Raw genomic sequence first — 25,782 nt, forward strand, 5'->3', positions numbered from 1 at the left:
AGGGCTCAACCTCGCCGGCAGTTTCTTTCTACGCGCTACAATAAGACGATCGCACGTCGCCCTTGCGTCCCATGCCCTGCGCCTGATCCTGCGCCGATCCGACCAAGGCAGCGCGAACAGGATCAAAGCATGTCCGACAATCCCGACCGCTTTCTCCGACTCCAGGCCGTGCTCAATCGCACCGGCCTCAGCCGCACCACCATGTACCGGATGATTCGGAACGGCAGCTTTCCCGAGAACGTACAGCTGGGACCCCGCTGTGTCGGCTGGCGCGAGTCCGCGATCGAAAGCTGGATGCGCGAACCGCTTGCCGGCACCAATGCAGACAGACGCGCGCGCTAGCCGTACCAGTTCGGCCGAAAACCATAGTCGTCGGCATCGCCGAACAGCTGCTCGGCTTCGAAACGCGCCTCGAGTGACGAAGGGAGTAGCCGCGCCTCACGCGCCGCCAAATGTTCGCGGCTCCACGCCAGGAAGGCCGAAACCCTTTGGGTCGGCGCTTCTTCTATTTGTCGTTCGAGCAGCGCCAGCTGCACCCGTAGCCGCTCCAGATCGTGAAGTTCGCTCAGGATCGCGCCGACCGCAGCGCCGCGCCGCTCTTCGATATGTCTGGCACGAGCTTCGAGTTCCCGCCGCCGCCGCGCCTCGTCGGCCCGCACCTGCTCGGCGGCGCGCCGCTCCCGTTCCGCAGCTTTCGCGGCGAACAGCACCGCCATGCCGACGGCGATGTCGCTCGCCATCTTCTCCAGACGCTGCACCTTGGCATCACGGAAGCTGCGTCGTGGCGAGTCGCCGCCCCAGACATAGACGCGCTCGAACTCGATCGAGAGACGAGCACTCGGCCGATAGTCCCACTCAGGGATTACCGGGCGATCGAAACTCATCGCGCGCCATGGATCGGTCTTGAAATGGCGATCCTGCTTCGCCTGCCATGCCGCCCGCTTCGCCAACTCCTCCTCGGTGGCAACGTGCTTCACTCGGTCAGCGCCCTCCGAAATGGAGAAGTCGAGCGTGTCGGCGCCGTTGCTGAAATGCGCCGCCGCTTCCTTGGCGACCAGTTCAAACCCTTGGGCTGCGGCGGCCGCGACCAGACGGTTGAGGATGAGGCCAAGCCGGTCGATGCTGGCGGGCGCCACCTCGGCCTTTACGACACCCGCGCCGTGCGCGCCGACCGTGCCGAGCCCCAGCGGCTTGCCCTTCCGCAGCTTTGCAAGCGTACGCTCGACAACCGGATGCGGGATCGCTTCTTCAGCATCTCCGTCGGCAGAAGCAGCGATCCTCGCACGCTCGCGAGCTTCCGCGACCAGCGCCGGCTCGCGCGCGAGCACGCCGGCGGCGATGGTAACGCGCTCCGGGGTGCCAGGCTTCGCCGGCGGACAAGGCGGGGTTACAAGCTCATGCCCCAATGCCTTCTTTGTCCACCATCCCATCGGCGGCTTGGGGATATCGTGCTTCTTGCAGATTTTGTGGAGCGCGGCATCCGATAGCGCGAACTCCTTGGCCAGGTGCGTCATCGGCTTTGACCAAACGAGATCATAGAACTCGAGGCGGGTCAGGATTTTAGCCATATCAGTGTCTCGCCATGGCTGCGAGTCGCAGTCGGTGGTCACCTGGGTGCCTTGTAAACTCCGTCGAATGCAACCACGTGGAAGGAGCGGTTTCGGAACCTGAACGGCAAGCTAGCGCGTTCATTGACCGGAAACTTCCTCGGATGTACACAGTTCGTGGAGCACAAGCATGTTTGAGTTCGGCTATTTTAATCCGGTGGAGCGTCGGCGCGAGAAGGCGCTTGCCCGCGCAGCGGACGACTATGCCCTGCAGAATGGCCATGTTTCGCGCGAAGAGCTCCAGGCTAATAACAGTTTCCTCGCGCCGCTCGCGATCGTCAGTTCGTCCGCTGAGCACCAAAGCGCCTATCTCTGAGCTCCACAGCGCTACCGGCTGATATCGTCCATCGGATTGCGTCCGCTCTGACGCTGTCGGATGGCGCCTTTATAATCGGTGGGCAGGCACTTAATATCTGGGCTGAGCGCTACTACGCGAACACGCCCGAGCTGGCCTATTATGGCCCATATACCTCCAAGGACCTCGACTATTTCGGGCAGGTAGCAGCCGCGGAGAAGCTGGCTGGTCTGATAGGCGGCAAAGTCCTGATTCCCGGACCTGACGATCACACTCCTGAAAGCGCAAAAGTCCACGCGGTGATCGACGGACACCAGATCGAGGTCGATTTCCTGACGCACGTGAAGGGCGTTCCGGATGACCGGCTGCAGAAATCGGCCGCCGACCTCATCTTTCAGATCAAAAAAGGCGAGGAAGTCTCCGAGCTGAAGGTGCCAATCATGCACCCGTTTCACTGTCTGCGAAGCCGAATCTCGAATGTGATCGATCTGGGACGTCGCGACGATACGGCGAAGCGGCAACTCGAAGCCGCCCCGATCGTCCTCAGAGAGTACATTAGCGAGATGCTGGATGCTGGACGCGCGAGCAACGCGACCGGAACGCTCCAGGCCTTGTTCGAGTATCTCCGCTCCGACATCACGGGCCGCAAGGCGCACACAGTCATGAAAAACGATCCAGCCGGCATTCTGGACGTCTTCGCCGACGACGTGAGAATCGACGACCGTTACCGCATCCACAATCTCGCCACCATGCGTCGCAATATTGCCGAACGTCGAACCGCTTGGGGAAAGCTACTGGGTCTTTTCCAGCGCAAACGACCTGCGGACTAGCCCCGCCTCAGGGCAGTACGTCGAAGTCGCGCTGGTGACCGTGCAGCATTTTTCTCAGGGCCGCAGGCTGCAGCACCTCGACCGACTTGCCCCAAGCGTAAAGATGCCAGCACATCTCGATATGACCCGACGCCTGGAAGCGTACGAGGAGTGATCCGTCCGCTTCTTCCTCAACGCTCTGCGTGGGATGGAAAACGAAGCGCCGCGCATGCGGAGCTGCCTTGGCCGAGAATCGCCAGACCACGTCGCCGTGCTCGGCGGCGCTCTCATAAGATCCAAATCCCTTCTCGGCGTGACTGCGAATGTTGAACCCCTCGTCGAGCTCGAAGCTCTCGGTCAGCACCTCCGCCGAATAAATCTCCTCGACCCGGTAGTGCTGCAACGGGGCGCCAGCGGCCTTGGCAGTGTCCCGCGCCACGAGGTATCGACGCACTCCCAGAAGAAGTCCGTGCGGCGCTACAATGCGCTCACGGGCTCGATCCTCCTGGCGCTTGCGGTAGAGGATCTTGAGGAGAAAGGGCCCTTTGAGTGCCTCGGAGATGGCGGCATCGACGTCGCTGCTCATCGCTGGCCGCGGTCCCGGTCGCGCTGCGTGCCCGAGTGCCTCCAGCAGTACCTCCTCATCTACCCCGAGTCGGGTACCGGCTTCGGGCGGGATCAATGCGCGAACCTTGCGCTCCAGCTGCCGAACGGTGGCGGATTCAGTTGTCATGCCGACTGCGTCGAGCTCATTGATCGCCGCCTTCAGCGCGGCGAGCTCCTCTGCAGAAGGTGTCAGCAGTTGCGCGACGGCTCGTGCTGGAATGCGCCAGCGCCGCTTTCGGTCGTCACCATCGTCGGCCTGAGTTTGCGGGAATGCGCCCTCGAGGGCCTCGGTCATACGCTGCGCCGTTCGGTGGACGCAGCCAAACTCCTCAATGATCTCCTCTAGCGACACGCCGCTACGCCGTGTGGCCATCATCGCGAGCTTCAACAGCTCCTGCGCCTTGGCGAATGACATGACCGATCTCTCCATGACAGCTTTTGTCGCGCTCAACTGCTATAGCTCAGGAAAGGGGATTGCGCATGCGCCTGGTTGACAATGGCCCGAGGCTCTCCGCCTCCGACCTGATGCGGTTCAAGGGATGTCGACATGCGACGACGCTCGATCTTCGACTGATCGAAGTCGGTGACGTGAAGCCCGGCGCCGATGGGGCGGAGGCAGAGCTGCTGCAGCGGCAAGGCGACGAACACGAGCTCGCCTTCCTGCAAAGCCTAAAGACCGATGGCCGCGTGGTCGTCGAGATTCCGAAGGAAGGCATCTCGCTGGAGGAGTCGGTCCGGCTCACCCTTGCGGCGATGGCCGAAGGGCCCGATGTGATCTTCCAGGGAGCGCTGCTCGATGGCGTGTGGGGCGGCTATACCGACTTCCTTGAGCGGGTCGAGCGGCCCTCCACGCTCGGCGCCTGGTCCTACGAGGTCGTCGATACTAAGCTCAAGCGTAAGCCCGATCCAAAGCACGTGCTCCAGCTCTGCCTTTACAGCGATCTGCTCACGACCGTTCAGGGCATCGCACCAGAGGCGGCCCACCTTCAACTCGGTGACGGCAGCCGCTTCACGGTTCGCCTGTCCGAGGTGTCGGCTTATGCCCGGTACGCCCGGCGCATGCTGCAGCGGTTTCTTGAAGACCGTCCACGGACGCGACCCGAACCGGTTTCATCGTGCGGTCTATGCCGCTGGAGCGACGCCTGCGCAGAGCAATGGGAACGAGAGGACAGCCTAGCCCTCGTTGCAGGGATCAGCAGGTCACAGCGCCAGAAACTGGAGGCGGTGGGAGTGACAACGACGGCAGACCTGGCGGTCCGCGATGAGCGCATCCCGCGCATGGCAGTCGAGACGCAGCGCAGGCTGGTCACGCAGGCTAGGCTTCAGTCGGCTCGGCGCACGGGCGGGGCTCCCTCATTCGAGCTGCGCGATCCCGAGCCTGGCAAGGGCTTCGGCCTACTACCTGCGCCGGATGAGGGTGACATCTTCTACGATATCGAGGGCGATCCGTACTTCCCGGGAGGCCTCGAATACCTGCAAGGCCTCTGGTATCGCGAAGCCGGCGACTGGGTATTTCGCGCCTTCTGGGCGCACACGCGTGACGACGAAGGCCGAGCGGTTGGCGACCTGCTGAGCTTTCTCGTCGACCACATGCGCCGTCACCCCGCCGCACACGTCTACCACTATGCGAACTACGAGATCGCCGCGCTCCGGCGCCTGACGTCCCAGCACCGCACCGGAGAGGCCGCCATGGACCAGCTCCAGCGTGAACGCCGCTTCGTTGATCTGTTCAAGGTGGTGTCCGGCGCAATGATCGCGTCAGAGAAGGGTTACTCGATCAAGGATCTTGAGGCATTCTACATGGAGAAGCGCGCCGCTGACGTCGCCACAGCAGGCGCGAGCGTGGTCTTCTACGAGGAATGGCGGCAGACCGGCGAACAGCGGCTGCTCGACGAGATCTACGACTACAACCGCACAGACTGCGTATCAACGCAGCTGCTTCGCGATTGGCTAATCTCCGAAGTGCGCCCGGCACAGATGGCATGGCCGGTTCTCGGCGACATCCCCGCAGATGGTGCGCTGTCGAACGTAGCGGCCGAAGACGCCGAGATTGCAGCGTTGCGGGCTCGACTGGAGCCGGTCCGCCTTCGGCTTGGCGAGCGGGTCGCCGACCTGCTCCTCGACCTCAGCCAGTTCCACAAACGAGAGGACAAACCTGCCTATTGGGCGATCTTCGACCGGCTGGCTCAAGAGAGCGAGGAGTTGCTCGACGACCTTGAGTGCATTCAAGGACTCGAGGCATTCGGACCGGCAGAGCAGGTGACCAGGCAGTCGTTCGAGCGGACATATAGATTCCCGCCGCAGGAGACGAAGCTGCGCGCCGGCAAGACGCCGTGCATCAAGCCAGCGGCGATGCCCGAAGACATCAACTTGCGCTCGATCGACCACGATGCTGGCACTCTGGTGCTGCGGCGCTCGACCGCGAAGGGCCCTCTGCCCGACCGCCTCGACCTGCTCCCGCCGAAGCCGCTGCGCAACAACATCCTCCGCGACGCGGTCGCCGCCGTGACCGACGAAATCATCGCCGGTTCGGGCAGGCTTCCCGCGGTCGAGCATCTCCTTGCCCGTTCGACACCGCTATTCAACGACGGTCATCGCTCGACCGGGATCATCCCCGCTGGCGGCGACCTTCCGAGCGCCACGAGCAACGCCATTGCAGCGATGGCCGGCACGACGCTGGCGATCCAGGGCCCGCCGGGCACGGGCAAGACCTATGTCAGCGCACTCTCGATCGTCGACCTGGTCCGCGCCGGCAAGCGCGTCGCGGTCTCGTCCAACAGCCACAAGGCGATCGGAAACTTGCTGGAGGCCGTGGCGGATCGGGCAAGGGCGGAGAGGGTGAACTGCCGCGTGGTCCAGAAGGCATCCGACGATGGCGACGATGATGCTCTTCCTGGAATTATTTTTGTCAGTGACAACGAGGCCCCGGAGATCGCGGCCGCGCATGTGGTAGGCGCGACCGCCTGGCATTTTGCTCGTTATGACATGCCTGCTTTTGACTATCTCATAGTCGACGAGGCCGGCCAGGTCTCGATTGCCAATATTCTGGCGATGGCGCGCTGTGCTCGGAACATCGTCCTGGTCGGCGATCCAATGCAACTGCCGCAGCCGCTGCAGGGCAGCCATCCCGGTGACAGCGGACGGTCATGCCTAGAGTATCTGATCGACGGCCAGCGGGTGGTGGCGCCCGACCGCGGCGTTTTTATGCCGGTCAGCCGGCGCATGCACCCCCGCGTTTGCGGGTTCATCTCCAAGGCCGTTTATGAAGGCCAGCTGGGCAGCGACGATGCGGCGGCCACTCAATCGCTTGTCTCCGCCCAGGGCGCCGATCTCCTAGGAGCGGCTATGCGCGCCGTCTCTCACGAAGGGCGCTCGCAGGTCAGTCCCGAGGAGATCGAAGTCATATCGACGCATGTCGTCGGCCTCCAGGGCGCGAGGTACCGAGACCGCGATGGGCGCGAGCGCACAATAGAACACGCCGACATCCTGGTCGTCGCGCCCTACAACGCGCAGGTCAACGCGCTGCGCGCCCGGCTGCCGCAGGCAGTGCGCGTTGGAACGGTCGATCGTTTCCAGGGACAAGAGGCTCCCGTCTGCCTGGTGTCGATGACCACGTCGAGCGGCGAGGAGCTGCCGCGCGATATTGCATTCCTCTTCTCGCTCAACCGGATCAACGTCGCGGTATCGCGCGCGCAAGGGTCCGCAGTCGTCTTCGCGAGTCCGCTCCTGCTCGAAACTCCCTGCCGCACGGTTGAGGAGATGGCGCTCGTCAACACACTATGTTTGCTCCGCGAGCATGGGGGTGACAGCTTCTGACGTGCCCGCGTGCGAATGTGCTTGCTGTTGAAGCACAGGAGATTCGCGAATGGCATATTGGGACACCGGCTTCCGTCACATCGTCGATGTCGATGGGCAATTGCTCGCGATCGACGCCGAGGTAATCGACACCTCGTCGCTGCTCGCCAAGGCAAACCGGCCTGCGGATTGTCCGCTCTGGCTCGTGCGTGCGGGCGAGCGCTTCGCAATCCAGGCCAAGCAGCTCCTGCGCCTGTCTCAGGACGAGGTGCTCTTCTTCGAAACGTCGGATCCGCTGAAGGCGAGCATGCTTCAGCGGCTCGCCGCCTAAAGCAGGAGGAACCGATGAACTTCACGCACTACAACCTCGGCCATCTTGAACGCGGAAGCGTGGTCGTCGTGACGCTCAGCGGAAGCGCGGCGAACGTCCGCCTCATGGATGGTTCGAACCTGAGCAACTACAAATCCGGGCGCCAGCATCGCTATGTCGGCGGCCTCGCGAAAAGCTCCCCTGTTCGCCTGCAGGTGCCGCATTCGGGCACGTGGCACGTCGCGGTGGACATGCAGGGCTTGCGAGGCACGGTCAGGTCCGGCGTGCAGGTGATAAAGGGGGAGGCCCTGCGGCCACTGCCGACGATCAACGAAGCGCCCCTCCGCAGCATCCCGACGCTCGTGCGCGATGCTGAGCAGGATCTCGCTCCCACGCCCGAGGCGCCGGACGGGCGGGTGTTTGATGTGTTCATTTCCCATGCTTCGGAAGACAAGGATGAAGTGGTGCGGCCGCTTGCGAATGCACTGCGCGATTCCGGCCTCTCCGTCTGGTATGACGAGTTTGAGCTTCGCATCGGCGACAGCCTCCGGCGGAAGATCGACCGCGGCCTTGGCAGCAGCCGCTTCGGCATCGTCGTGCTGTCCCAGGCATTCTTCGGCAAGGGCTGGCCCGAATACGAACTCGACGGCCTCGTGACGCGGGCGGTGTCGGGTGATCAGATTCTCCTGCCCGTCTGGCACAACGTGTCAAAGAGCGAAGTCATCAAATACTCGCCTTCTCTCGCGGACCGCCTGGCACGCAGCACCGGCACGCACACCGTCGAGGAGATCGCCACAGAGATCGCTGAAGTGGTGCGTCTGCCCAAGGCCGCCTGAATAGAAACCCTGTCAGGAGTTCGCGATGAGCAAGCAGGTAGAGGATGAATGGAACGGCTGGGACGGCGACACCATCGTCAGGCTCACCGACGGCTCGGTATGGCGTCAGGAGGAATACCATTACGAGTATCGCTACTCGTACCGGCCTCGGGTCACGCTCGCCGGCAACATGATGCATGTCGACGGAATGACCCGCGCCATCCGCGTCCGTAGGATAGATTAGGAGGATCACCATGCAGTCGCGAGTCGAGGGAGCTTGGACCGGTTGGAGCGGGGATACGATCGTCAAACTGGCGAACGGGTCAGTGTGGCGCCAGGACCAATATTACTATCGCTACCAGTATAAGTATCGCCCGCGCGTCATCATTGATGGTCGCGACATGCACGTAGAGGGAATGCCAAAGGCCGTGCGCGTACGCCGCATCGACTGACGGATAGTCAGACGGGGGACGAAATCCTTCATTCGAAGACCGTTGTCTCCCCCGGGATCGACAATCGGCCGCCGCAGGCAAAGGGTGCATAGACATGACCGACGATCTCCAGCGATACCTCCAGGTCTTCGCCCAAAAGGCCACAGCGGCCGGGCTACCGGTGCGCAATCCGGGCAGCAACTGGGTGCCCCTCACGCCGCTGGCGAGGGGCTCGCACGTCAGCCTCAGCGTCGCGCGAAACCAAATTCAAGTGAACCTCAACAACGACGACGACGCCGACCGGACCAAGTTTGAGTTGCTCCACGCAGACCGCGCCGCCGTGGAGAAGGAGGTGGGGGAGGGGCTCACTTGGGAGAAAAAGGACGGCCGCAAGAAGACCTCCGTCCGAGCGACCATGGATGCTGGCTACGGTGACCGGGAGTGGGACGCGCAGCACGAGTGGGCTCTTCGCATGATCAGTCGTTTCCAGCGCAGCTTCGGGACGCGGTTGGGCTGATGCGCACTGACCCCTTCCGCGCATGGCTTTCCGACCAGGGCCAGGCGGCCTCGAGTGTGTCCACGAGCGTATCCGATGCGCGACGCGTCGAGGCGCATTATGGCGACCTCGACGCTGCCAATGCGCGGGACGGCTTCTCCGAGATCCTGGCGGCGCTCGCTTACACCGCCGCGGACCGCGAGGCGGGTGCACCAAATCCCAGCCGCCTGCCAATACAGGGCGACCTCTACGACAGCTTGGCCTCCTATCGTGCTGCGGTCACCGCCTACCGACGCTTCGCTCTGGAGAACGAAGACGCGACTCCTTCCCAAGCCGACCGCATCCGACGTTTCGCCCTGGATACCGTGATCGCTCCAGCCCGCCTCCGGGGGGAACAGGAGGTTGATATCGTCTCAGGGGACATCCACCGGGCGATGCAGCTGGAAAACGCGATGCCCGCGGTCTGCTCCGCACTCGGCGGACACAAGTTCGAGACGCTGGCCGAGGTGAAAATTATCGACCGGCAGGGACCCGCCAACAGCTCCACGGTACGCATCCGCTACTCGCTCAACGCGCCGGACGCCGCGAACTGGGCAGAGGCGGAACTCCGGAAGCGGTATGGAATCCCCATTTCCGAGACCAGCAAGATGCTCGGGTTCGCGTTGGCAGACGGAAGGCAGCTCGCCCTCCAACGAGACGTTCGCAGCACGCAGGTCTGGCTCGAGGACGATACAGCGAGATCCTCCATGCCCGCCGTGCAGGTCCGGCACTATCTCCCAACCCAGCCACGTCACTCAAATCTCCCGTCCCGTCTGCGTCACCAGGCGGCAGGGGGCGAAGCGCCGCGACGCGTGTCACTCGTAACGGTTGCCGACCTGAAGAGCCTTCGCCAGGTGCTGGACTGGTACGAGGGAGGCAGAGGAGGCCTCAATCGTGGCGCCCTCGAGCGATACCGTCAGCTGTTCACCGCTCGCTATCCCGACTTCGGGAGCTTTGCGGAGACGGATGGAGGTTACCATTCCGAGGAACGCGCCTACAAGGACCGGCTGATAGCGACTGTGGCCGGAGCACTGGAAGGCGAACAGCCGGATCACGAACTCGGCGCCCGTCTCTTGGACATCCTCATGGGACGAGCCGGCGTTCCGAGCGGCCTGCTTGGGTGGCGCACAGATAGCCGACTTGCCGCGCTCCGCGAGGCGAGCCCTGGTACCTTGGAGTCGGCCGCGGCTCGTCTCGCACGCGGTGAGGATCCTAACACGGCCATTGGCGCTTTTGTCGAGGAGGCATGGCCCCTCCTCGCAGATGGCCAGACGAGTAAGCCCTACAGCGAGAGCCGCAATATCCCCACGATGCTTGCGGCGCTGGTCCACCCGAACGAGGCCTTTGGCATCAACACAGACCCGATCCAGCAGACCGCGCAGGCGCTCCTGGGCCGCAAGCTTCTGGGTTGGAACGCGATGACCGCCGAGGAGTACGCAGAGGTCCTCGGCATGGCCAGGGCGATCCAGCAAGTCATGGCCGAAGAATGGAAGTGGGAGCCCCGCGACCTCTGGGACGTCCAAGGTTTCGTCTGGGCGGTGAACCGCGCCGATCAGCCCCCCCTCGCCGACGAGAATATCACACTCGCGCCGCATGCGCCGAAGGACTCGCAGATGCCGACGAACCTCATCCTCTACGGCCCTCCGGGGACCGGTAAGACCTACGCGACCGCCCGCGAGGCGGTCAGGCTATGCGATGGCGAGGCCCCTGAGGCCGAGGCGGAGCTCAGGCGGCGCTACGCCGATCTCATCGCTGCCGGCCAGGTGCGCTTCGTTACCTTCCATCAGTCTTACTCCTACGAAGACTTCGTCGAGGGGCTGCGATCCACCACAGGTGAGGAAGTCGAAGGCAGCTCGAGCGGAGGGTTCAGCCTGAAGCCGGAGCCCGGCGTGTTCCGCGAGATGGCGACCGTCGCCGAGCAGGCGATGCGTTCGGGAGGATCGGGCGCGCCCTTCGACCTGAGCGGGCGACAGGTCTTCAAGATGTCCCTCGGCCGGGCGGGCTCCGAGGACCACATCTTCGACGCTGCGATCGAGGGCGACTACATCGTGTTGGGATGGGGCGGCGACATCGATTGGACGCCGTACGACAGCTACGAGGCAATCCATGCGAAGTGGAATGAGCTGAACCCCGGCACGAACGGAAACGACGCTAATATCATCCAGACGGCGCGCTTTCGGGCAGACATGCGCGAGGGCGACATGGTGGTCGTGTCCTACGGCAATTCTCGCTTTCGGGCCATCGGCGAAGTGGTGGGTCCATACGAGTTCGCCCCGATTGGCGAGCGCGACTACAACCATCGCCGCGCCGTGAGGTGGCTCTTCGTGCCCGACGAGCCGTTGCCCATCACTTTCTACGCCAAGCCGTTCACGATGCGATCCTGCTACCTCTTGCGTCAGGATCATCTGAACCTAGAGGCCCTGGCACTGCTGCTGCCCGGCAGTGGCGTTGGCCAGGCGGCCTCGCCGCCCCAGTTCGTCGTGATCTGCGACGAGATCAACCGGGCGAACATTTCGAAGGTGTTTGGCGAGCTTATCACCCTCATCGAGCCGGACAAGCGGATCGGGGGCAAGTACGAGTTGCGGCTCACGCTACCTTACTCAAAGCAGTCATTCGGCGTTCCGTCCAACCTCCACATCGTGGGGACGATGAATACCGCGGACAGGTCCATCGCACTCCTGGACACCGCGCTTCGGCGCCGCTTCACATTCAAGGAGGTGATGCCGGAACCGGATCTCCTCGGGACTGTAGATGGAGTCGACCTCGGCGCGCTGCTCGGGAAGCTCAACGACCGGGTCGAGTACCTCTTCGACAGGGAACATCAGATCGGCCATGCCTACTTCATGGGGTGTGACACGAGGCAGGCCCTTGACCGCGTGATGCGCCACAAAGTCATCCCACTGCTGGCCGAGTATTTTCACGAGGATTGGGGAAAGATTGCCGCAGTCCTCGGGGATCCCAACGGCGAGCGCCTGTTGGTGCGCGAGGTTCTCTCCGCACCGGAGGGCTTCGAGAGCGAATATGGTGGAGAGCGGTACCGGTGGCGCGTCCGCGAGCCTTTCGGGCCGGATGCCTACGCCGGGCTGCAGTGATCCACCGCAGCGTCACCGAATGGGGCTATGTGCCGATCGAGCCGGAGGGTGAAGGCGCGTTCACGCGCCGGCGCGCCGACCGCCTCATCGCAGTCGCGCGCGCCGCACTCGGGGGCGACGACGGCACCGGAATACTCACCGATCATCACAAGCGGCTGCGGGCGCAGCAGGTCGTCGGCGTGATCGCGGCGGAGGGCTGCACCCTCGAGATCTTGCCCAAGATCGAAGGGCTGGGCACAGGGGAGGATGAAGCGAGCCGTACGCGGATTCGGGAGCAACTCATTCACATGCTCGCGGTGGCCTACGACCTCGATCTCGCCATCGGCGAGGCCACGCCGCTGGGCACGCAGAAGCGCACCTTGCTGGAGGTGCTGATCGGTATCTTCTGCGCCAGGCTGACGGACGTCCTCCGGAACGGCATGCCCCGTCGATACGTGCACCACGAGGAAGACCTGCCGGCCCTCCGGGGGCGACTCGATGTGCAGCGCCAGTTCACGACCTTGGCAGCGACCCCAAACAAACTGGCCTGCCGGTACGAGGCATTCTCGGCAGACATCGCGCTAAACCAGGTGATGAAGGCGGCGGTCACACGGCTTTCGCAAGTAGCGCAGTCCCCCGCCAACCAGCGGCGGCTAAGGGAACTGGCGCACATCTACGCCGACATCGCGGCGGTGCCCGTGAAGGCGCTGCGATGGGACGTGATCGTGCTTGACCGCACGAACCATCGCTGGCGTGCGCTGCGCGACCTCGCGCGACTGCTGCTCGCCGGTGAATACCAGACAACCTCCCACGGGAAAGCGCCCGGCTTCTCTCTGCTTTTCGCGATGAACGACCTGTTCGAGGCCTATGTGGCGCGCGTGCTCGCCCGGGCACTCCGCCACACCGACCTGCGCGTCGTAGCGCAGGACCGGCGACTTTACTGTCTCGCTGAGCCTTCCGGCGCACGGCGTTTCCAGGTGCGTCCAGACATCGTCGTGCGTCGTGGGCAGGAAACGGTGATGGTCATCGACACAAAGTGGAAGCGCATCTCCGCGCGGATTGACGACCCAAAGCAAGGAGTCAGCCAAGCCGATGTGTACCAGATGATGGCCTATGGGCGCCTATACCGCTGTCCGAGCTTGATGCTGCTTTATCCGCATCATGGGGGGCTCCGCGCGGAAGGGGAAACGGGACGCTACCGGGTGAGCGGCTGCAACGACGAACTGGTGACCGCAACCGTCGATCTGGCAGCCAGTGGCATAGCCCATAGGCTTAGGTCACTTTGCGAGGTGCAGCTCCGCGCCGAAGCGGAGTGACGCTTCACATCATAAGGGGCCGGACGCTTCCGAGCGCCCGTCCAGTCTACTGCCTGCCGGTCCGCGAGTACGCGAGTCACCTAGGGAAATATGCTTCAACCTGCATCAGGGCTGCCGATGCCGCGGCCTGCACGCCGACCCAATCAAAATCGGGACGCGCGATCGACATAGGCCAAGTGGCCACGAACCAACCTTCGTAATTGCCGTCTTCGTGCCAAACGAAAGGGCCAATAGCTTCTTTGAGCAGGGGGGCCACATCGTCTTCCAGGGAATAGCCTATCGAGACGGCTTCAGGGTTGAACTCCACAAATGTGTAGAGGAACGTGCTGCCACGCTCCTGATAGAGGCTGAACCACTTGTCCTTCCACACCCCCTCAACAGTCACGACCTGCTCGGCTGACTGGAGCGCGTCGAGGTCGGGAGACACCCAAAGGGAGTCAACTTTGCTGCCCCAGACCTCCCACCATGCACGGTGCAATGCCTGCGCATACTCGTAGCGGGTCAGTTCAGCCGCTGCGCGAGCTGGAAGATATTCGCCCAATTCGTGGACTGCGAGACCGGGGGGCATGTTGCTAATCTTGAATTGAAGCAGCGAGTCGACGGCTGTCCGTATCGCTCGATCCGTCAGGTAGGCGACGATGCTGGGGGTTAGGTCAATGGGCGAGTTGTCAGGACTCATGCGGCACGCTCCCAGATTGTCCGCCGAAATCGACGAAAATCATCGTCGTCTAAAATGCGGGTAAGCTCGCTCTCCCAACGCCGCAGGAACGTATGCCAATTCAGGAAGGACCACCGTCTGTTCCGGCGAAGTCGGGCGCGTGTCGCCGCCTCGTTGCGTTGACCGAGAACGATCAGAACGGAAGTCGCAGTCTCCCGACCGGGCATTCGAAACTGCATCCCAAGCTTCGCGGCGTGCTGAGCGTAATCGGGTAAGGGATTTTGCCGGATGTTGTGGCCGAACTTCGCTTCGACCACCGCGCCCCACGTAACCTCGGCAGCTTTGCCGCTGATCAGGAGGTCAATACGTCCACGTTTGCAAGGAACCTCAGCCTCTACAGTCACCCCGTCAAGGTGTTCCGGCCATGACAAAGTCGGATCGAGTGCGCGAAGGAAAGACAGGGTGAGTTCAGAGCCGCCCTTAGCCAGAAAGCGTTGCAAGCCAAAGGTCACCTGAGGTTCGGTCGGTCGAAACCACCTGATCGGCTCGACATGAAAACAATGGGCCGGGGCGCCCAATCCATGAAATCGCTCGATTGCGGCTCTCTGTCCCGCGTGACTAGGTACCAGATCCTCAAGCTCCGCTCGATGGCGCATGGCCCTTTTCGCTGCGCCTTCCAGACGAAAGGCCCATCGCAGCACTGCCTTCTCGTCGTAATACCGCAACGCGGGGTCACGAAGCGAGGGCGGGCAACACGTCAATGGTGAATCGGCGCCGATGGCGCCTAAGGTGCGATGCTTGTTCACGCCGTGAGTTCGGCCTCTTCGGGAAGCTCTGTCAACACTGCCCGGCCGAGAGGAAGTCAGGCGGCGCGCTTATTTGCCGTCCGGGCCGCTGCTTCGCTTCGAAGACGGTCGAGTTCATCGGACCATGCTTGCATCATACGCACTCGTTCATCCCAGTAATCGCCGCGCGAGTAGATTCGTCGAACCGCGTTGGCGTCTAGGTGGGCGAGCTGTCGCTCAATCGCGTCGGGCGTCCAGCGGCCAGATTCGTTGAGCAAAGTGCTCGCTATCGCGCGAAAGCCGTGGGTCGTCATGCGACCGCCGCCGTACCCCAAGCGCTGCAAAGCTAGATTCAAGGTGTTCTCACACATGGGACGGTCACGTTTACCCTGGCACGGGAACAAATAGCGGTGCTTCCCGCTGACCGGCTTGATCTCATCGATAATCGCCAGCGCCTGCTTCGATAATGGCACATAGTGCGGTCGTCGCATCTTCATCTTGTCGGAGGGAATTGCCCAGACCCGCTCTTCGAAGTCGAACTCGCTCCATTCCGCATGACGCAACTCACCCGGTCGAACGAAAAGGTGGGGCGCCAGCCGTAGTGCGACGTGCGTCACGCGGTACCCGTCGAAGCCGTCGATCGCGCACATCAAGTCGCCGACCTCAGCCGGCTTTGTGATTGCCGCGAGGTGTTTCACCTTCGGAGTAATGAGCGCACCTCGCAGATCGGCGCACACATCTCGCTCCGCCCGGGCCGTCGCGACAGCGTATCGAAAGATCCGACCGCAAGTGCCTCGCAAGCGCCGCGCCGTTTCGTAATGCCCTTTGGCTTCAATGCCGCGCAGCACCTCGTAGACCTCATGCGCCGAAATCCGGTTGATCGGTCGGAAGCCCAACTCGGGATATGCGAAGTCGAGGAGCCACCTCTGCTTCTGCAAGGTGATCTTCGCCAACCCCTCACGTTCGCACTTGCTGTGCCACTCCTCCGCCACCACTCTGAAGGTGATCTGCTCGGCTAGCCTGGCGGCGAGCGCCTCTTCCTTCGCAACAGAAACAGGGTTTTTGCCCTCCGCCAGAATCCTACGGACTGCATCTCGCTTTTCGCGGGCGTCTGCGAGGCCGACGTCAGGGAAGACGCCGAGCGCCATGGTGTGCTGCTTGCCTCCCCACCGGTACGCCAATCGCCAATAGCGCTGCCCGGAAGGTTGTACGAAAAGGTACAGGCCACCTGAATCGCTGACTTTATAGGGCCGCTCCCTCCCCTTTGCGGAGCGGACTTCCAGTGCCGTGAGAGCCATGTTGGTATCTCCCGTGTTGGTACGCCGGAAATACCAACAATCGTGCCAACATAGACTTGGGATGAACTGGCACGCCGCGGGCCTTCCAGAGCCAGTTTATGGCAGAAAACCGCGGTTTTTGCAACGTCCGGGAGAGGTTTTGGTACCCCTTGGAAAGGGTACCTGGTGCCCAGAAGAGGACTCGAACCTCCACGCCCTTGCGAGCGCCAGCACCTGAAGCTGGTGCGTCTACCAATTCCGCCATCTGGGCACGGGGTAGGCGAGCGCGTCTACGGAGGACCTTATGTGCTGTCAACCGCCCCCAGGAGGCAATTTGCCCTTCAACTCGTCGAATCCGATGACATGCAAGCTGGTGAATTGGTCCGCTGCCTCCAGCAGGCGCGCCGACGGAAGATGCTGAGGCTCGAAGCCGATGCTGTCGGAGCTTACAGGACTGGTGCTCAATAGTTAATGAATTGAAATACCTAGATAATACTGCCGACCTCGGGATGGTGGTCCCTCCATGGCCCCACACAAAAATCGGGACCCGAACCTGCCTCGATCGACGAAAAGCCGTCGATCCTCACGCGTCTAGGGACGTCCGATTTTGGGCTGCCAATATCGGGCGCAGCGCGCGGTACTTTTGTCCGGCTCGCGAACCTTCGCGGCGCTCGCCGGCAGATTCACTGAGGCTGTTGCCCGACTGGACACCGGCGGCCATCAGATACTTGGGCCGAATCGAGGCCGGGATGGCAAACCGCGCAGAACGCTAGCAACGCCCTACCGCGCCTCCACCTGCTTCAAAGTTCAGGGCTAAGGCGCACTCGGTTTTGCCGCATTCTTGAAATCACGGAAATCCGTTCCCGGATTTTTGATCAGATTGCCTGAGCCTAGATATCGCGAGGCATGAAATGACTGAATCCAGTAATTCATTTCTCTCTCACGCTGAAGATGGAGGGCGAGCAGTGATCCAGCGGCGGCGAGGATGATCCCCGCCAAAAGTGCAGAAGCCAAATGTCGCTTTTTCATTGATCATACACTCCGGCCACGGTCGCGAATGATCCAGATGTTCCACAATAAAACGATCTTGAGAAACGAGCGTCAGCCAATCCCGCTTCAATAATGGGGCCTCTCGCTTTCGCGTCAAAGTTGAATGTGTCACGAATTCCGACGGCGGATAAGAGCGGCGAGTAGAAGAAGGGCGCTACCCATCCATGTCCCGCGCCGGTTAGCCCTAAGGCGAGGAATTGGGCTATAATTGCGCAACTCGTCCTGATCAAAATCAGTTTCATCTGCATTCAAATAACCACCTTCTCCAGGCGTCCATGTTGAGGGATGCGAGCGGTCGCGTCGAGTGACGGCCGACGTTTTCGTCGTTCTGGACGATGGCTCTGGCCCCGCCCTGGGAGTGCGCGGATCGCCGGCGGTGTATTGCCCCTCCGTTCGACGGCGGCGTCGCGATCGGGTGTTCCTGGAATGGGCGGCGGACCTGGTCCGCGGTGTTCGCCATCGCGAAGCAGCCCGAGAGCGAGCCGCGCAAGTCGAGGATCGGCAGTGAAAGGCTGGCAAGATCGACGGGGTGTGCAGCGGTGCGGATCAGCAGGCCATTTCTGGCCGCGCAAAGAGGGGGCCGGAACGAAGCTCCGGCGCCGCGTGGTTCCTCAGGATCGTGTCCTGAGCGCTATTTGCCCAGCTGCCCGCGGATCGCGCCCTTGGGGAAAGCCGCGTTGTGGACGTTGACATAATAGTCGCCCGGGTTCGTGGCGATCGCGGCGGAGACCTCGGCCGTCACCGGCTTGCAGCCCTCAGAGCTGCCGTTGGTCGGGGGATCGAACGGCACGACCACCGGGCCGGAGGCGCCCGCCGCGCCTTTGTGGATATGCGCCATCGTCGCGGGGTCGATGCCGGATACGGTGAGCTTGTAGCAGACCTCGTTCTTCGTCGTATCGACCGTCACGGTCGCGGCGCCGGTCCCATCGGCATCGGTATCGGCGCTGCCGGCCAGCGTCGCCTTGAGCGTGACGGGATCGGCGGCGAGCACTGGCGCGGCCATCATTGCCGATGCGAGAGTGAGCAGGATCATGCGCATCGCGTTCCTCCTAGGTCGTGCGGGGAACCCGAGCGGGCCCGGCCGACGTTATTGCGGCTCCGTTGTGGGCCTGGCCCAAAGGCCGGTCAATGCTGGAAGGCGCGTGCCGGCCTCGGGTAGGCGTAGACTCATAAATCGCGAATATCCGAAAGTGGGTGGTCAGCGGACGTTGCCACATCCTCGTCACCCCGGGCTTGACCCGGGGTTCCCGCTTCCAATCATCCCGCCTGGATGACGCATCGAAGCGGTTGGATCTACATCATGGCCGATCGCTATCGCGGCACGATGTATATCGGCGTGATCGCGGACCTGCCGGGGCGCATCCATCAGCACCGCACCGGAGAGGGGTCGGATTTCTGCAAGCGCTATGGATTGCACCGGCTCGTGTGGGCCGAGCACACGCCCTCGATTACGGATGCCATCGCGCAGGAGAAGCGGACAGCCGCCGCCAAGAGGTCACCCGCGACGCGCTCATGTTCACGCTCCTCACCTGGGCGCGCACTGGCGAGACGCGATTTGCGGCGCGAGACGAGTTCGACGACCTGGACGGGCCCGAGCCCCTCTGGCGGTTGTCGCCCGGGCGGATGAAGATGGAGCGTGAGCACGTGGTACCGCTGTCTGTCCGGGCGGTCGAAATCGTGCGGCGGCGGCTGAGAGCCACCAACGGCGGCGCACGAATCACATGCCCCGAAACGAGACGGTGATCTGGGCGATCTTCGCCCGTCGCGCACCACGGCTCCAGACGCATTCTCGGCACGATCGCCGGCTCCGCGGGATAGGGAGGCACATCCCGGGCGGCTTCTACGACCCGCGAGCGCATTAAATTGAATGCTCGGCGCCTAGGCGCTGCTTGCGCTGGCCGCGCTTTCGTCCGCGACGTTGCCCGTTCGCTCGAGTTTCCCCCATCCCACGACCCAGCCGCCGATCGCCGAGACGATCGCGCGGAGCACGACCCAATACATGATCTGCCGATAGACGAGCCGCTGCGCGACCAGCAGGTGCGGGTGGTAGCGGGCGCGACTGCCGTCGAGTGCGTAGGCGAGCCAGCCGGACGATATGTCGACGGCCGTGAACGCCAGCCAGTAGAGCATCATGATGCCGGCATCCCCGCTCGTCTGGGCCCAGCCATGCTGCAGGACGCGAAGCGCAGTGCCCAGCAGCGACGCGACGAGCGTCGCATCGATGAGCGGCGAGATCGCGGCAAAGGCGATCTGGAACAGCCAGGCCTGCGGCAGGCCCACCAAAGCGAGGCCGGAGGGCTTGCCCACCCGCAGGACAGCCCGGTGCTTCCAAAGGCATTGCAGCGTGCCGAACGCCCAGCGGTAGCGCTGTCGCGCCAGCGCCTTGAAGCTTTCGGGCGCCTCGGTCCACGCGACTGCGCGCGGATCGTACGTGACGCGCCAGCCGGCCCGCTGGACGGCGATGGTGAGATCCTGATCCTCCGCGAGCGTGTCCTCGGGATAGCCGCCGACCGAATCGATCGCGATGCGACGCCACGCGCCGACTGCGCCCGGCACCACGGTCATGGCATCGAAGCCGGCAAGCGCCCGCCGCTCCAGATTCTGGGCCGTGATATATTCGATGGCTTGCCAACGCGTGACGAGGTTCACGCGATTGCCGACCCGTGCGTCGCCCGCCACCGCGCCGATACGCGGATCGGCGAACCAGCGGACGAGGCGACGAATGGTCTCCGGCTCGAACTGGGTGTCGGCGTCGAGGGCGATGATCACTTCGCCTGTTGCATGGTGCAGCGCACGATTCAGCGTCGCCGCCTTGCCGCCGTTGAGCAGCGTGAGCAGCGTGACGCGCGGATCGGTGCCGAAAGCTTCCGCGACCACCGCGCTGGTGCGATCCTGCGATCCGTCGTCGGCGACGATGATCTGCAGCGCGGGATAGTCGCTGGCGAGGGCACGCGCGATGGACTGGGCGATCACGCGCTCCTCGTTATAGGCGGGGATGATCACCGAAACGGCCGGCTCGAAGGCGGGCGGCTCGGGCCGACGCCGTCGGCTCTGGAACCAGGCCAGGCCCGCCATCAACACTGCGCGTGCGATGCCCAGCGCGATGGCGACGTAGAAGAGCCAGGCGAGCGTCGCCGCGAGGGCGGCAAGAGCGACGAAAATCGCCACGTCGATGCGGACTGCGAGGAGATCGCTCCCCGTGACGACGGGCATCGCCTCTGCCTGCGGAATGCCGGCGAGCTGCGAAGCCGGAACGAAGCGATAGCCCTGCCCCCTCAGCGTCGCGATGATCCGCGGGAGTGCGGCGAGCGTCTGGCTGCGATCCCCGCCGCCGTCGTGGAGGAGGATGACATTCGCCGAAGCCGCGGGCGTCGCGCCATGGACCTGCGCGACGACCTGATCGACGATCGCATCCACGCCGGGGCGCTGCCAATCGTTCGGATCCACATGCAGGCCCACCACTGTATAGCCTGCCTTCTGCGCCTCCAGTGCGGGGCCGAGCTCGTCGGCCGTGGTGGGTTCCGCATCGCCGAAATAAGGCGCGCGGAACAGCGTCATGCGGTGGCCGGTATAGGCTTCGACGAGCCGCTGGGTCGCATTGAGCTCCAGCTGCGTCTGTGTCGCGCTGGCGTTGGCTAGATTGGGATGGGTGTAGCTGTGATTGCCGATCTCGTCCCCGTCGGCGATCATGCGGCGCAGCAGGGCCGGATGCTGCAGCGCATTCTCTCCGATGACGAAAAAGGTCGCCGGCACATGTGCGGCCTCGAGCGTGTCGAGGATCTTCGGCGTCCATGCCGGATCGGGGCCATCGTCGAAGGTCAGTGCGAGCCGCCGCGGCTCGGTGCCGCCGGTACGCTGTACGACATAGGGCGTCGGCACTGCCCCATATGCCTCGTCGCGGATCATCCCCTGGGTGTCGCGAGTGACGGTGCGGCTGCCGTCGGACGGCGTGGCGGCGATCCGCAGAATCTCGCCGGAACCCTCGACATCGGTGCTGAGCAGCGAACGGGGAGTGGAAAGATCGGGCACGCCGCCGCTGCGGAAGGCGCCGAGATCGGACCAGAAGCCGGCATCCTCGGTGCCCAGTCGCCAGAGCGCCACATCGTCGATGCCCATCCGCTTCAAGGCCTGGAGCTGATTCCAGCTGGTCGCCGCATCCATCATCCAGATGCTGTGGTGCTGCCCGTCCTCGTCATAGGCGAAGCCGGCATTGCCGCTGGCGCGATCGAAGGAAATCGGCGCCTCGCTGTCATGGGCGGCAAGCCAGGCCTCTTCGATCGACAACGCATCGGTGGCCTTCCCATGCCAGTCATAGGCATAACTGCCGAGCGCGACGACGAGCTTGTCCGCGCCTATCGATCGACGGGCTGCCCCGACCTGCTGGACGAACCAGTCCTGCGCGGCGATGGGGCCGGGTTCGCCGCCCTCCCAATGCTGGTCATAGGCCATGACGATCACCCGGTCCGCGACGGCCGCCAACGCGGGAAGCGGCCAGCTTTGGTCCTCGGCCGGCGCGGTGACCGCGAGTTGGGACCCGGCCGGCAGCGCCGCGCGAAGTGTGCGGAGAAAGCGCAGATAATCGCCCATGGCGCTTCGCGGCAGCGCCTCGAAGTCCATCACCAGTCCGGCATCGTGCCGCCCCGCGACCATCGCGGCGAGGCGTGCCGCCAGCGCGCGGCGGCGCGCGGCATCGCGCAGCAACGTCGCGGCGCCCGCGCCGTCCCACGCCGCATCGCCGAAATTCTGGACCATGGGCAGGATCTTGGGCGGAGACGCGGCCGCGTGGATCGTTTGGTCGAACTGCGGATCCTGCTCGACTCGCATCTTCGTCCCGGCCACGGTGACGAGCGCCGGCGCCACCCAGTCGAGCGACCCGACGTGCCGGCGGAGCGATGCGAGGCTCGCATCGTCTCCAGGCACGTAGAAGCCGATGTTGAGCGGCGTGTGCGGATCCTTCGAGTGGATCGCCGGCAGCCAGGCGCCGAGGCCGTGGCGGGGACGCGTGCCGCGCAGTTGGGCGGGACGAGACTGCGCAAACGGCAACACGAGCCCTCGCTCGCGCGGAACCGCAACGAGCGTCGTTGCGAACGCCACCGCGCCGATCAGTACGAGCGCGATCCCGATCGCCAGCACACGCTTTGCCCAGCGACCGCGGCGGCCGGTGGGATCGAAGAAGACGGGCGGGCGCATGCCTGGGCTTTCCTGCAAACGTTCGGAACGCACCGTCGCTACGACGCCGAAGATGTCACCGAACTGAGGGCCAGCTTAAATTTCCGTCATGTTGGCGCTGGCGGGCTTCATCTCGTCAGGCCCGATCAGTACCAGCGCTGGATTGCGGGGAGACGGCGCAGTTCGCGCCGGCGGTGACGACAATAGCATGCTGTACGTCGTCGCATCCACACGGCGCTGATGATAACCGATAGCCCGGACACATGACTGATGATCGGGAGATCTGGGAATCTTGAGCTGCGGGATCGCACTATCTGGGGTTCATCGCTGGTTCGGTGCAGTTAGTACGATTCGACGTTCCGCAGCCGCGAATCCCGGCGACTTTCGAACAGCGTCGTAGATCGGCAGCCATAAGGCTATCGCGCCGATCTCGTCGGGTCTTCGTGCCGCAGCCATATTGACGATCGCTTCGCCGGACGCATCCAGCAGCTGGAGAACCTCTTCGATCCCAGCCGTACGCCCATAAAGCAAAAGCTCCTCGAGCCCGGATCTGCCACATGTGAAGGCCGCGGCTCTCAACGACAGGAAGTCATCGAACGTGGAGCCGGGATTCCGCGCGATCTCGATCCAGGCGTACACATCGGCGGCCCTCGACCCCAGCGAGTGCCTCAGGCCGCTGTCATTTTCAGTGAACCGGCCCACTGTCGGCCAATCTCCCGCAGCGGCCGCCCAGCGCAGGCGCGCGGCGAGAAAGAAGGGAAGGTCGGGCCACCGGTCGGCCGCACTTTCCAGCCGGGCCAGGCCGTCCTCAATGCTGCCGTCACAAAGCAAGGCGAGGCTATGATAAAGATGCGGATCTGAAACAGTGGATCGTATCGCTCTGCCGCCGCAAAAAAGTCGAGCGCGTCGGCGATGCGCCCCTGTTCAAGCATCTGGACGCCAAAGGAAACGTCGGGCGATGCCGTTCTTCCGTGGCTCGAAGGTGCTGGTGTTTCGTAGATCCGGTGCCCGCTGAAATCGAAGACGGGACCGCCGACATAGGGGACAAGCCTTGCCGGACCGCAGTCCGGATCGATCGCCAATGCTTTGCGCGCCTCAAGGTTGGCCTGAGCGCGGTTTTCCGGCGAGGGCGCCTGGAAGAAGCCCAATTGTGCCCGAGCCAGTGCGAGATTGCCCCAGCCGTCCGCAAAGTCGGGTGCCAAGCGTACGCATTCCGTAAGCGGCGATACAGCCGTGGCCTGGCTACCCGGATCGATATTGCGCGTGAGCTCGGCGCCACGCAGGTAAAGTTCATAGGCGCGCGCATCGATGCGTTGCGGGCGTCGGCGTGCGGCGAAGGCGCGGTCCAAAGCCACTGCGACGTGCTCGGCCACACGGTCGCCCAAGCCCAGCACATTATCGCTTCGCTCATCGATCCGTTCGGACCAGATGATCGTCTCCGAATCTGCTTCAACCAGCTGAACCGCGCCACGGATCGTGTCTCCAACCTGCTGGACGAAGCCGTCCAGCACGTGCGTGATCCGAAGCGCGGCCTTGGCGATGCCGACAGCCTTGTCTGGCCCACGAAACTGGAAGCTCGACGAGCGGCCGATCACGCGAATGCTGGTGCTCGCGGCCAGCGTGCTCAGAACGGCCTCGGCAATGCCGTCCGACAGCCAGGACGATCCCCGCTTCGCAGGAATAGAGTCGAAGGGTAATACGGCAAGCACCACGCCGGGTGAGCCATCGAGCTTCGATTTGGAGGTCGTGAGCCGGTAGCCCACCTTGGCGATCGTCTCGATCCGAAATCCTGCCGGTCCACCGAGTTGCGAAAGCCGGCGAAGGGCGGAGATCGCGCGGTTGAGCGAATCATCGCTGACCACCCGCCCCGCCCAGCAGGTCTCGTGCAGTTCCGACCTGGAGACCACTTCGTTCTCGCGGCTTTGCAGCACGACCAGGACCTGCATCACCTTGGGTTCGATCTGGTGCGCCCGATCCTCAAGGATGAGAGCCGCGCATGGAATGGAGGCGATGCCGCCGCCTATAGCCAGGCTGTCGCGACGGATTGCGTGTTCACCAACATCTTCGGTCAGGTCTTCGTCGGCAGGCGCGCGTTCGCGGAGCAGCACGCTCGCATCTTCGCCACTGTCTATCGGGGATCACGCCTTGAGCAGAGTATCGAGCACCTGCGTATCGTTCAGCCGGACGTGGCGCTCGTAGAACGTCCGTCACGCTGAGCATTCCGCCGACACCGGCCGTTCCTGGCAGGATCATGCGCACGAAGCTTGCACAAGTCCTGGTACGAAAAGCCGGCGCTTGGGAGATCATATCGTACCACAATGTCGAGGAGCGTCCTGCACCTCCAATCTGACTGTCCCTCCTTCCCGCTGGGCGATGGCACCAATGACCACCGTGACTTCCACGAACCTCTGGAGGAAAATATGACGCACAATCGTCGGCTGGCGATCTCGTTCTCGCTCGCTCTCGCCTCAGCTTTCGTTTTTTCCACCGGATCGGCGGGCGCCGCGTGCAGCCAGTGGGACATGCCGGCCAGGATGATGATCCAGCAAACCAACGAAACCCTGATCGGGCTGGAAGTCAGCCCGGTCGAAGGACAGGTTGACGGCTCCACGGTCCAGTTCACCATCCATTGGGGACGAGACATCTTCAGGCATGTTCCGAACGCCACCGGCATCTACACGGGCACCATTGGTCCACAGGGTCGGATGACGGGCTTTACCTACGATGCATTGAATCCTGATACGAAAGCTAACTGGTACGGAACCGAAGTTCTGACATGCCATGTGGCTGCCGCACCAGCCCCACGGCAAGCACCTTCGATCGCGCTTGGCCGGGTGAAGCCGGCAAACGGCTCCGAACCGGCGCCGCTTCCAGCCATTTGCGAAGCCGCCCGCTCGGCGAGGGCTCGGAACTCGCCCGCGGCTTCCAGTCTCGAGCGGCAATGCGCAGCAGCTGCGCCGAAGTAGCGTGTATCCTTGCGGACCCACGCCTCCGTGATCGGGCGCTGTTTGGTCTTTCCATCCACAGCAAGTTGCGCGGCTGTGACCTCGTCAAAATCAAGATCGCCGATCTGATATCAGGCGCGGAGATCAAAGCCAGGGCGATCGTGACCCAGCAGAAGACCGGACGACCTGTGCAGTTCGAGCTCACGGCTGATGTTCGCGCGAGCCTTCAGCTTCCGAAAGCGGCCCGTCCGCTGTCGGCCACAAACGGACGTTCTGATATCGGGTGGGCATCAATTGGCGAGCGGCGG

At 63.5% G+C, this 25,782-nt stretch carries 23 protein-coding genes, 1 tRNA gene and 1 pseudogene; 14 read left to right on the forward strand and 11 right to left on the reverse strand.

Features of this window, described 5'->3' with window-relative positions; all coding sequences use genetic code 11:
• Positions 1 to 129 precede the first annotated feature (129 nt).
• Positions 130 to 342 carry a helix-turn-helix transcriptional regulator gene (locus ASE13_RS02520; RefSeq protein WP_056610969.1) on the forward strand — a complete coding sequence of 71 codons (213 nt, stop codon included), beginning with the start codon at positions 130 to 132 and terminating at the stop codon, positions 340 to 342.
• On the opposite strand, the gene ASE13_RS02525 is transcribed toward ASE13_RS02520, so the two are convergent.
• A complete protein-coding gene (locus ASE13_RS02525; RefSeq protein WP_235536817.1) occupies positions 339 to 1,568 on the reverse strand; it encodes a hypothetical protein in 1,230 nt (409 codons plus the stop codon). The two genes, ASE13_RS02520 and ASE13_RS02525, sit on opposite strands and share 4 nt — an antisense overlap.
• 169 nt (positions 1,569 to 1,737) lie before the next feature.
• Between ASE13_RS02525 and ASE13_RS02530 the strand changes: the two genes are divergently transcribed.
• Entirely contained in the window at positions 1,738 to 1,923 is a 186-nt protein-coding gene (locus ASE13_RS02530; protein WP_056610973.1) for a hypothetical protein, read from the forward strand.
• Positions 1,924 to 2,201: 278 nt separating this feature from the next.
• A complete protein-coding gene (locus ASE13_RS02540) occupies positions 2,202 to 2,732 on the forward strand; it encodes a hypothetical protein (RefSeq protein WP_156404695.1) in 531 nt (176 codons plus the stop codon).
• A gap of 7 nt (positions 2,733 to 2,739) precedes the next feature.
• Here the strand turns inward: ASE13_RS02540 and ASE13_RS02545 are convergent, their stop codons facing one another.
• Positions 2,740 to 3,732 carry a helix-turn-helix transcriptional regulator gene (locus ASE13_RS02545; RefSeq protein WP_056614598.1) on the reverse strand — a complete coding sequence of 331 codons (993 nt, stop codon included), beginning with the start codon at positions 3,730 to 3,732 and terminating at the stop codon, positions 2,740 to 2,742.
• A 65-nt stretch (positions 3,733 to 3,797) separates the two neighbouring features.
• On the opposite strand from ASE13_RS02545, the gene ASE13_RS02550 reads away from it, so the two are divergent.
• The 7 genes from ASE13_RS02550 to ASE13_RS02580 all read left to right on the forward strand — a co-directional run bounded on the left by ASE13_RS02550 (position 3,798) and on the right by ASE13_RS02580 (position 13,590).
• Positions 3,798 to 7,133, forward strand: a complete 3,336-nt coding sequence (locus ASE13_RS02550) for a TM0106 family RecB-like putative nuclease (protein WP_056610982.1) — start codon at positions 3,798 to 3,800, stop codon at positions 7,131 to 7,133.
• Between the two features lie 49 nt (positions 7,134 to 7,182).
• Positions 7,183 to 7,443: a hypothetical protein gene (locus tag ASE13_RS02555; RefSeq protein ID WP_056610985.1), complete on the forward strand. Its 261-nt coding sequence runs from the start codon at positions 7,183 to 7,185 to the stop codon at positions 7,441 to 7,443.
• Between the two features lie 14 nt (positions 7,444 to 7,457).
• Positions 7,458 to 8,258 (forward strand): DUF1883 domain-containing protein, encoded by an 801-nt coding sequence (locus ASE13_RS02560; protein ID WP_056610988.1) that lies wholly within the window; start codon positions 7,458 to 7,460, stop codon positions 8,256 to 8,258.
• Positions 8,259 to 8,283: 25 nt separating this feature from the next.
• Positions 8,284 to 8,481: a hypothetical protein gene (locus ASE13_RS02565; RefSeq protein ID WP_056610992.1), complete on the forward strand. Its 198-nt coding sequence runs from the start codon at positions 8,284 to 8,286 to the stop codon at positions 8,479 to 8,481.
• Between the two features lie 302 nt (positions 8,482 to 8,783).
• Positions 8,784 to 9,185 (forward strand): DUF4268 domain-containing protein, encoded by a 402-nt coding sequence (locus ASE13_RS02570; RefSeq protein WP_056610995.1) that lies wholly within the window; start codon positions 8,784 to 8,786, stop codon positions 9,183 to 9,185.
• A complete protein-coding gene (locus ASE13_RS02575) occupies positions 9,185 to 12,295 on the forward strand; it encodes an AAA family ATPase (RefSeq protein ID WP_056610998.1) in 3,111 nt (1,036 codons plus the stop codon). Before ASE13_RS02570 ends, ASE13_RS02575 begins: the two co-directional genes overlap by 1 nt.
• Entirely contained in the window at positions 12,292 to 13,590 is a 1,299-nt protein-coding gene (locus ASE13_RS02580; protein ID WP_056611001.1) for an McrC family protein, read from the forward strand. Before ASE13_RS02575 ends, ASE13_RS02580 begins: the two co-directional genes overlap by 4 nt.
• 76 nt (positions 13,591 to 13,666) lie before the next feature.
• Here ASE13_RS02580 and ASE13_RS02585 read toward each other — a convergent pair whose 3' ends face one another.
• The 6 genes from ASE13_RS02585 to ASE13_RS02605 all read right to left on the reverse strand — a co-directional run bounded on the left by ASE13_RS02585 (position 13,667) and on the right by ASE13_RS02605 (position 18,399).
• Complete coding sequence (locus tag ASE13_RS02585; RefSeq protein ID WP_056611003.1) at positions 13,667 to 14,269, reverse strand: hypothetical protein; 603 nt, start codon at positions 14,267 to 14,269, stop codon at positions 13,667 to 13,669.
• Entirely contained in the window at positions 14,266 to 15,054 is a 789-nt protein-coding gene (locus ASE13_RS02590; RefSeq protein ID WP_156404696.1) for a PD-(D/E)XK nuclease family protein, read from the reverse strand. The genes ASE13_RS02585 and ASE13_RS02590 overlap by 4 nt, the downstream gene beginning before the upstream one ends.
• A gap of 56 nt (positions 15,055 to 15,110) precedes the next feature.
• Complete coding sequence (locus ASE13_RS02595; protein WP_056611007.1) at positions 15,111 to 16,331, reverse strand: tyrosine-type recombinase/integrase; 1,221 nt, start codon at positions 16,329 to 16,331, stop codon at positions 15,111 to 15,113.
• A gap of 163 nt (positions 16,332 to 16,494) precedes the next feature.
• Positions 16,495 to 16,581 (reverse strand) — tRNA-Leu (locus tag ASE13_RS02600).
• Positions 16,582 to 17,123: 542 nt separating this feature from the next.
• Positions 17,124 to 17,339, reverse strand: a complete 216-nt coding sequence (locus ASE13_RS19655; RefSeq protein WP_156404697.1) for a hypothetical protein — start codon at positions 17,337 to 17,339, stop codon at positions 17,124 to 17,126.
• Between the two features lie 652 nt (positions 17,340 to 17,991).
• Positions 17,992 to 18,399 (reverse strand): CHRD domain-containing protein, encoded by a 408-nt coding sequence (locus ASE13_RS02605; protein WP_056611011.1) that lies wholly within the window; start codon positions 18,397 to 18,399, stop codon positions 17,992 to 17,994.
• Between the two features lie 231 nt (positions 18,400 to 18,630).
• Between ASE13_RS02605 and ASE13_RS19660 the strand changes: the two genes are divergently transcribed.
• A complete protein-coding gene (locus tag ASE13_RS19660; RefSeq protein ID WP_156404698.1) occupies positions 18,631 to 18,987 on the forward strand; it encodes a GIY-YIG nuclease family protein in 357 nt (118 codons plus the stop codon).
• A gap of 251 nt (positions 18,988 to 19,238) precedes the next feature.
• Here the strand turns inward: ASE13_RS19660 and ASE13_RS02615 are convergent, their stop codons facing one another.
• The 3 genes from ASE13_RS02615 to ASE13_RS02625 form a co-directional block, all read right to left on the reverse strand.
• Positions 19,239 to 22,550, reverse strand: coding sequence for a polysaccharide deacetylase family protein (locus ASE13_RS02615; protein WP_056611017.1), 3,312 nt, complete (start codon positions 22,548 to 22,550; stop codon positions 19,239 to 19,241).
• 300 nt (positions 22,551 to 22,850) lie between these two features.
• Positions 22,851 to 23,168 (reverse strand): hypothetical protein, encoded by a 318-nt coding sequence (locus ASE13_RS02620; RefSeq protein WP_156404699.1) that lies wholly within the window; start codon positions 23,166 to 23,168, stop codon positions 22,851 to 22,853.
• A gap of 29 nt (positions 23,169 to 23,197) precedes the next feature.
• Positions 23,198 to 24,601: a winged helix-turn-helix domain-containing protein gene (locus tag ASE13_RS02625; protein WP_414885309.1), complete on the reverse strand. Its 1,404-nt coding sequence runs from the start codon at positions 24,599 to 24,601 to the stop codon at positions 23,198 to 23,200.
• Here ASE13_RS02625 and ASE13_RS20455 point away from each other — a divergent pair.
• From ASE13_RS20455 to ASE13_RS20215, 3 genes and pseudogenes are all read left to right on the forward strand, one after another.
• Complete coding sequence (locus ASE13_RS20455) at positions 24,494 to 24,745, forward strand: SgcJ/EcaC family oxidoreductase (protein WP_414885299.1); 252 nt, start codon at positions 24,494 to 24,496, stop codon at positions 24,743 to 24,745. The two genes, ASE13_RS02625 and ASE13_RS20455, sit on opposite strands and share 108 nt — an antisense overlap.
• A 204-nt stretch (positions 24,746 to 24,949) precedes the next feature.
• The gene (locus ASE13_RS02635) at positions 24,950 to 25,495 is read left to right on the forward strand and encodes a hypothetical protein (protein ID WP_156404702.1); all 546 of its coding nucleotides are present in this window, start codon (positions 24,950 to 24,952) and stop codon (positions 25,493 to 25,495) included.
• A gap of 20 nt (positions 25,496 to 25,515) precedes the next feature.
• Positions 25,516 to 25,701 (forward strand): annotated as a pseudogene (locus ASE13_RS20215) (integrase); the annotation flags it as partial.
• Between the last annotated feature and the right edge of the window lie 81 nt (positions 25,702 to 25,782).

The sequence above is a fragment of the Sphingomonas sp. Root241 genome, assembly GCF_001428865.1.
GTDB lineage: Bacteria > Pseudomonadota > Alphaproteobacteria > Sphingomonadales > Sphingomonadaceae > Sphingomonas.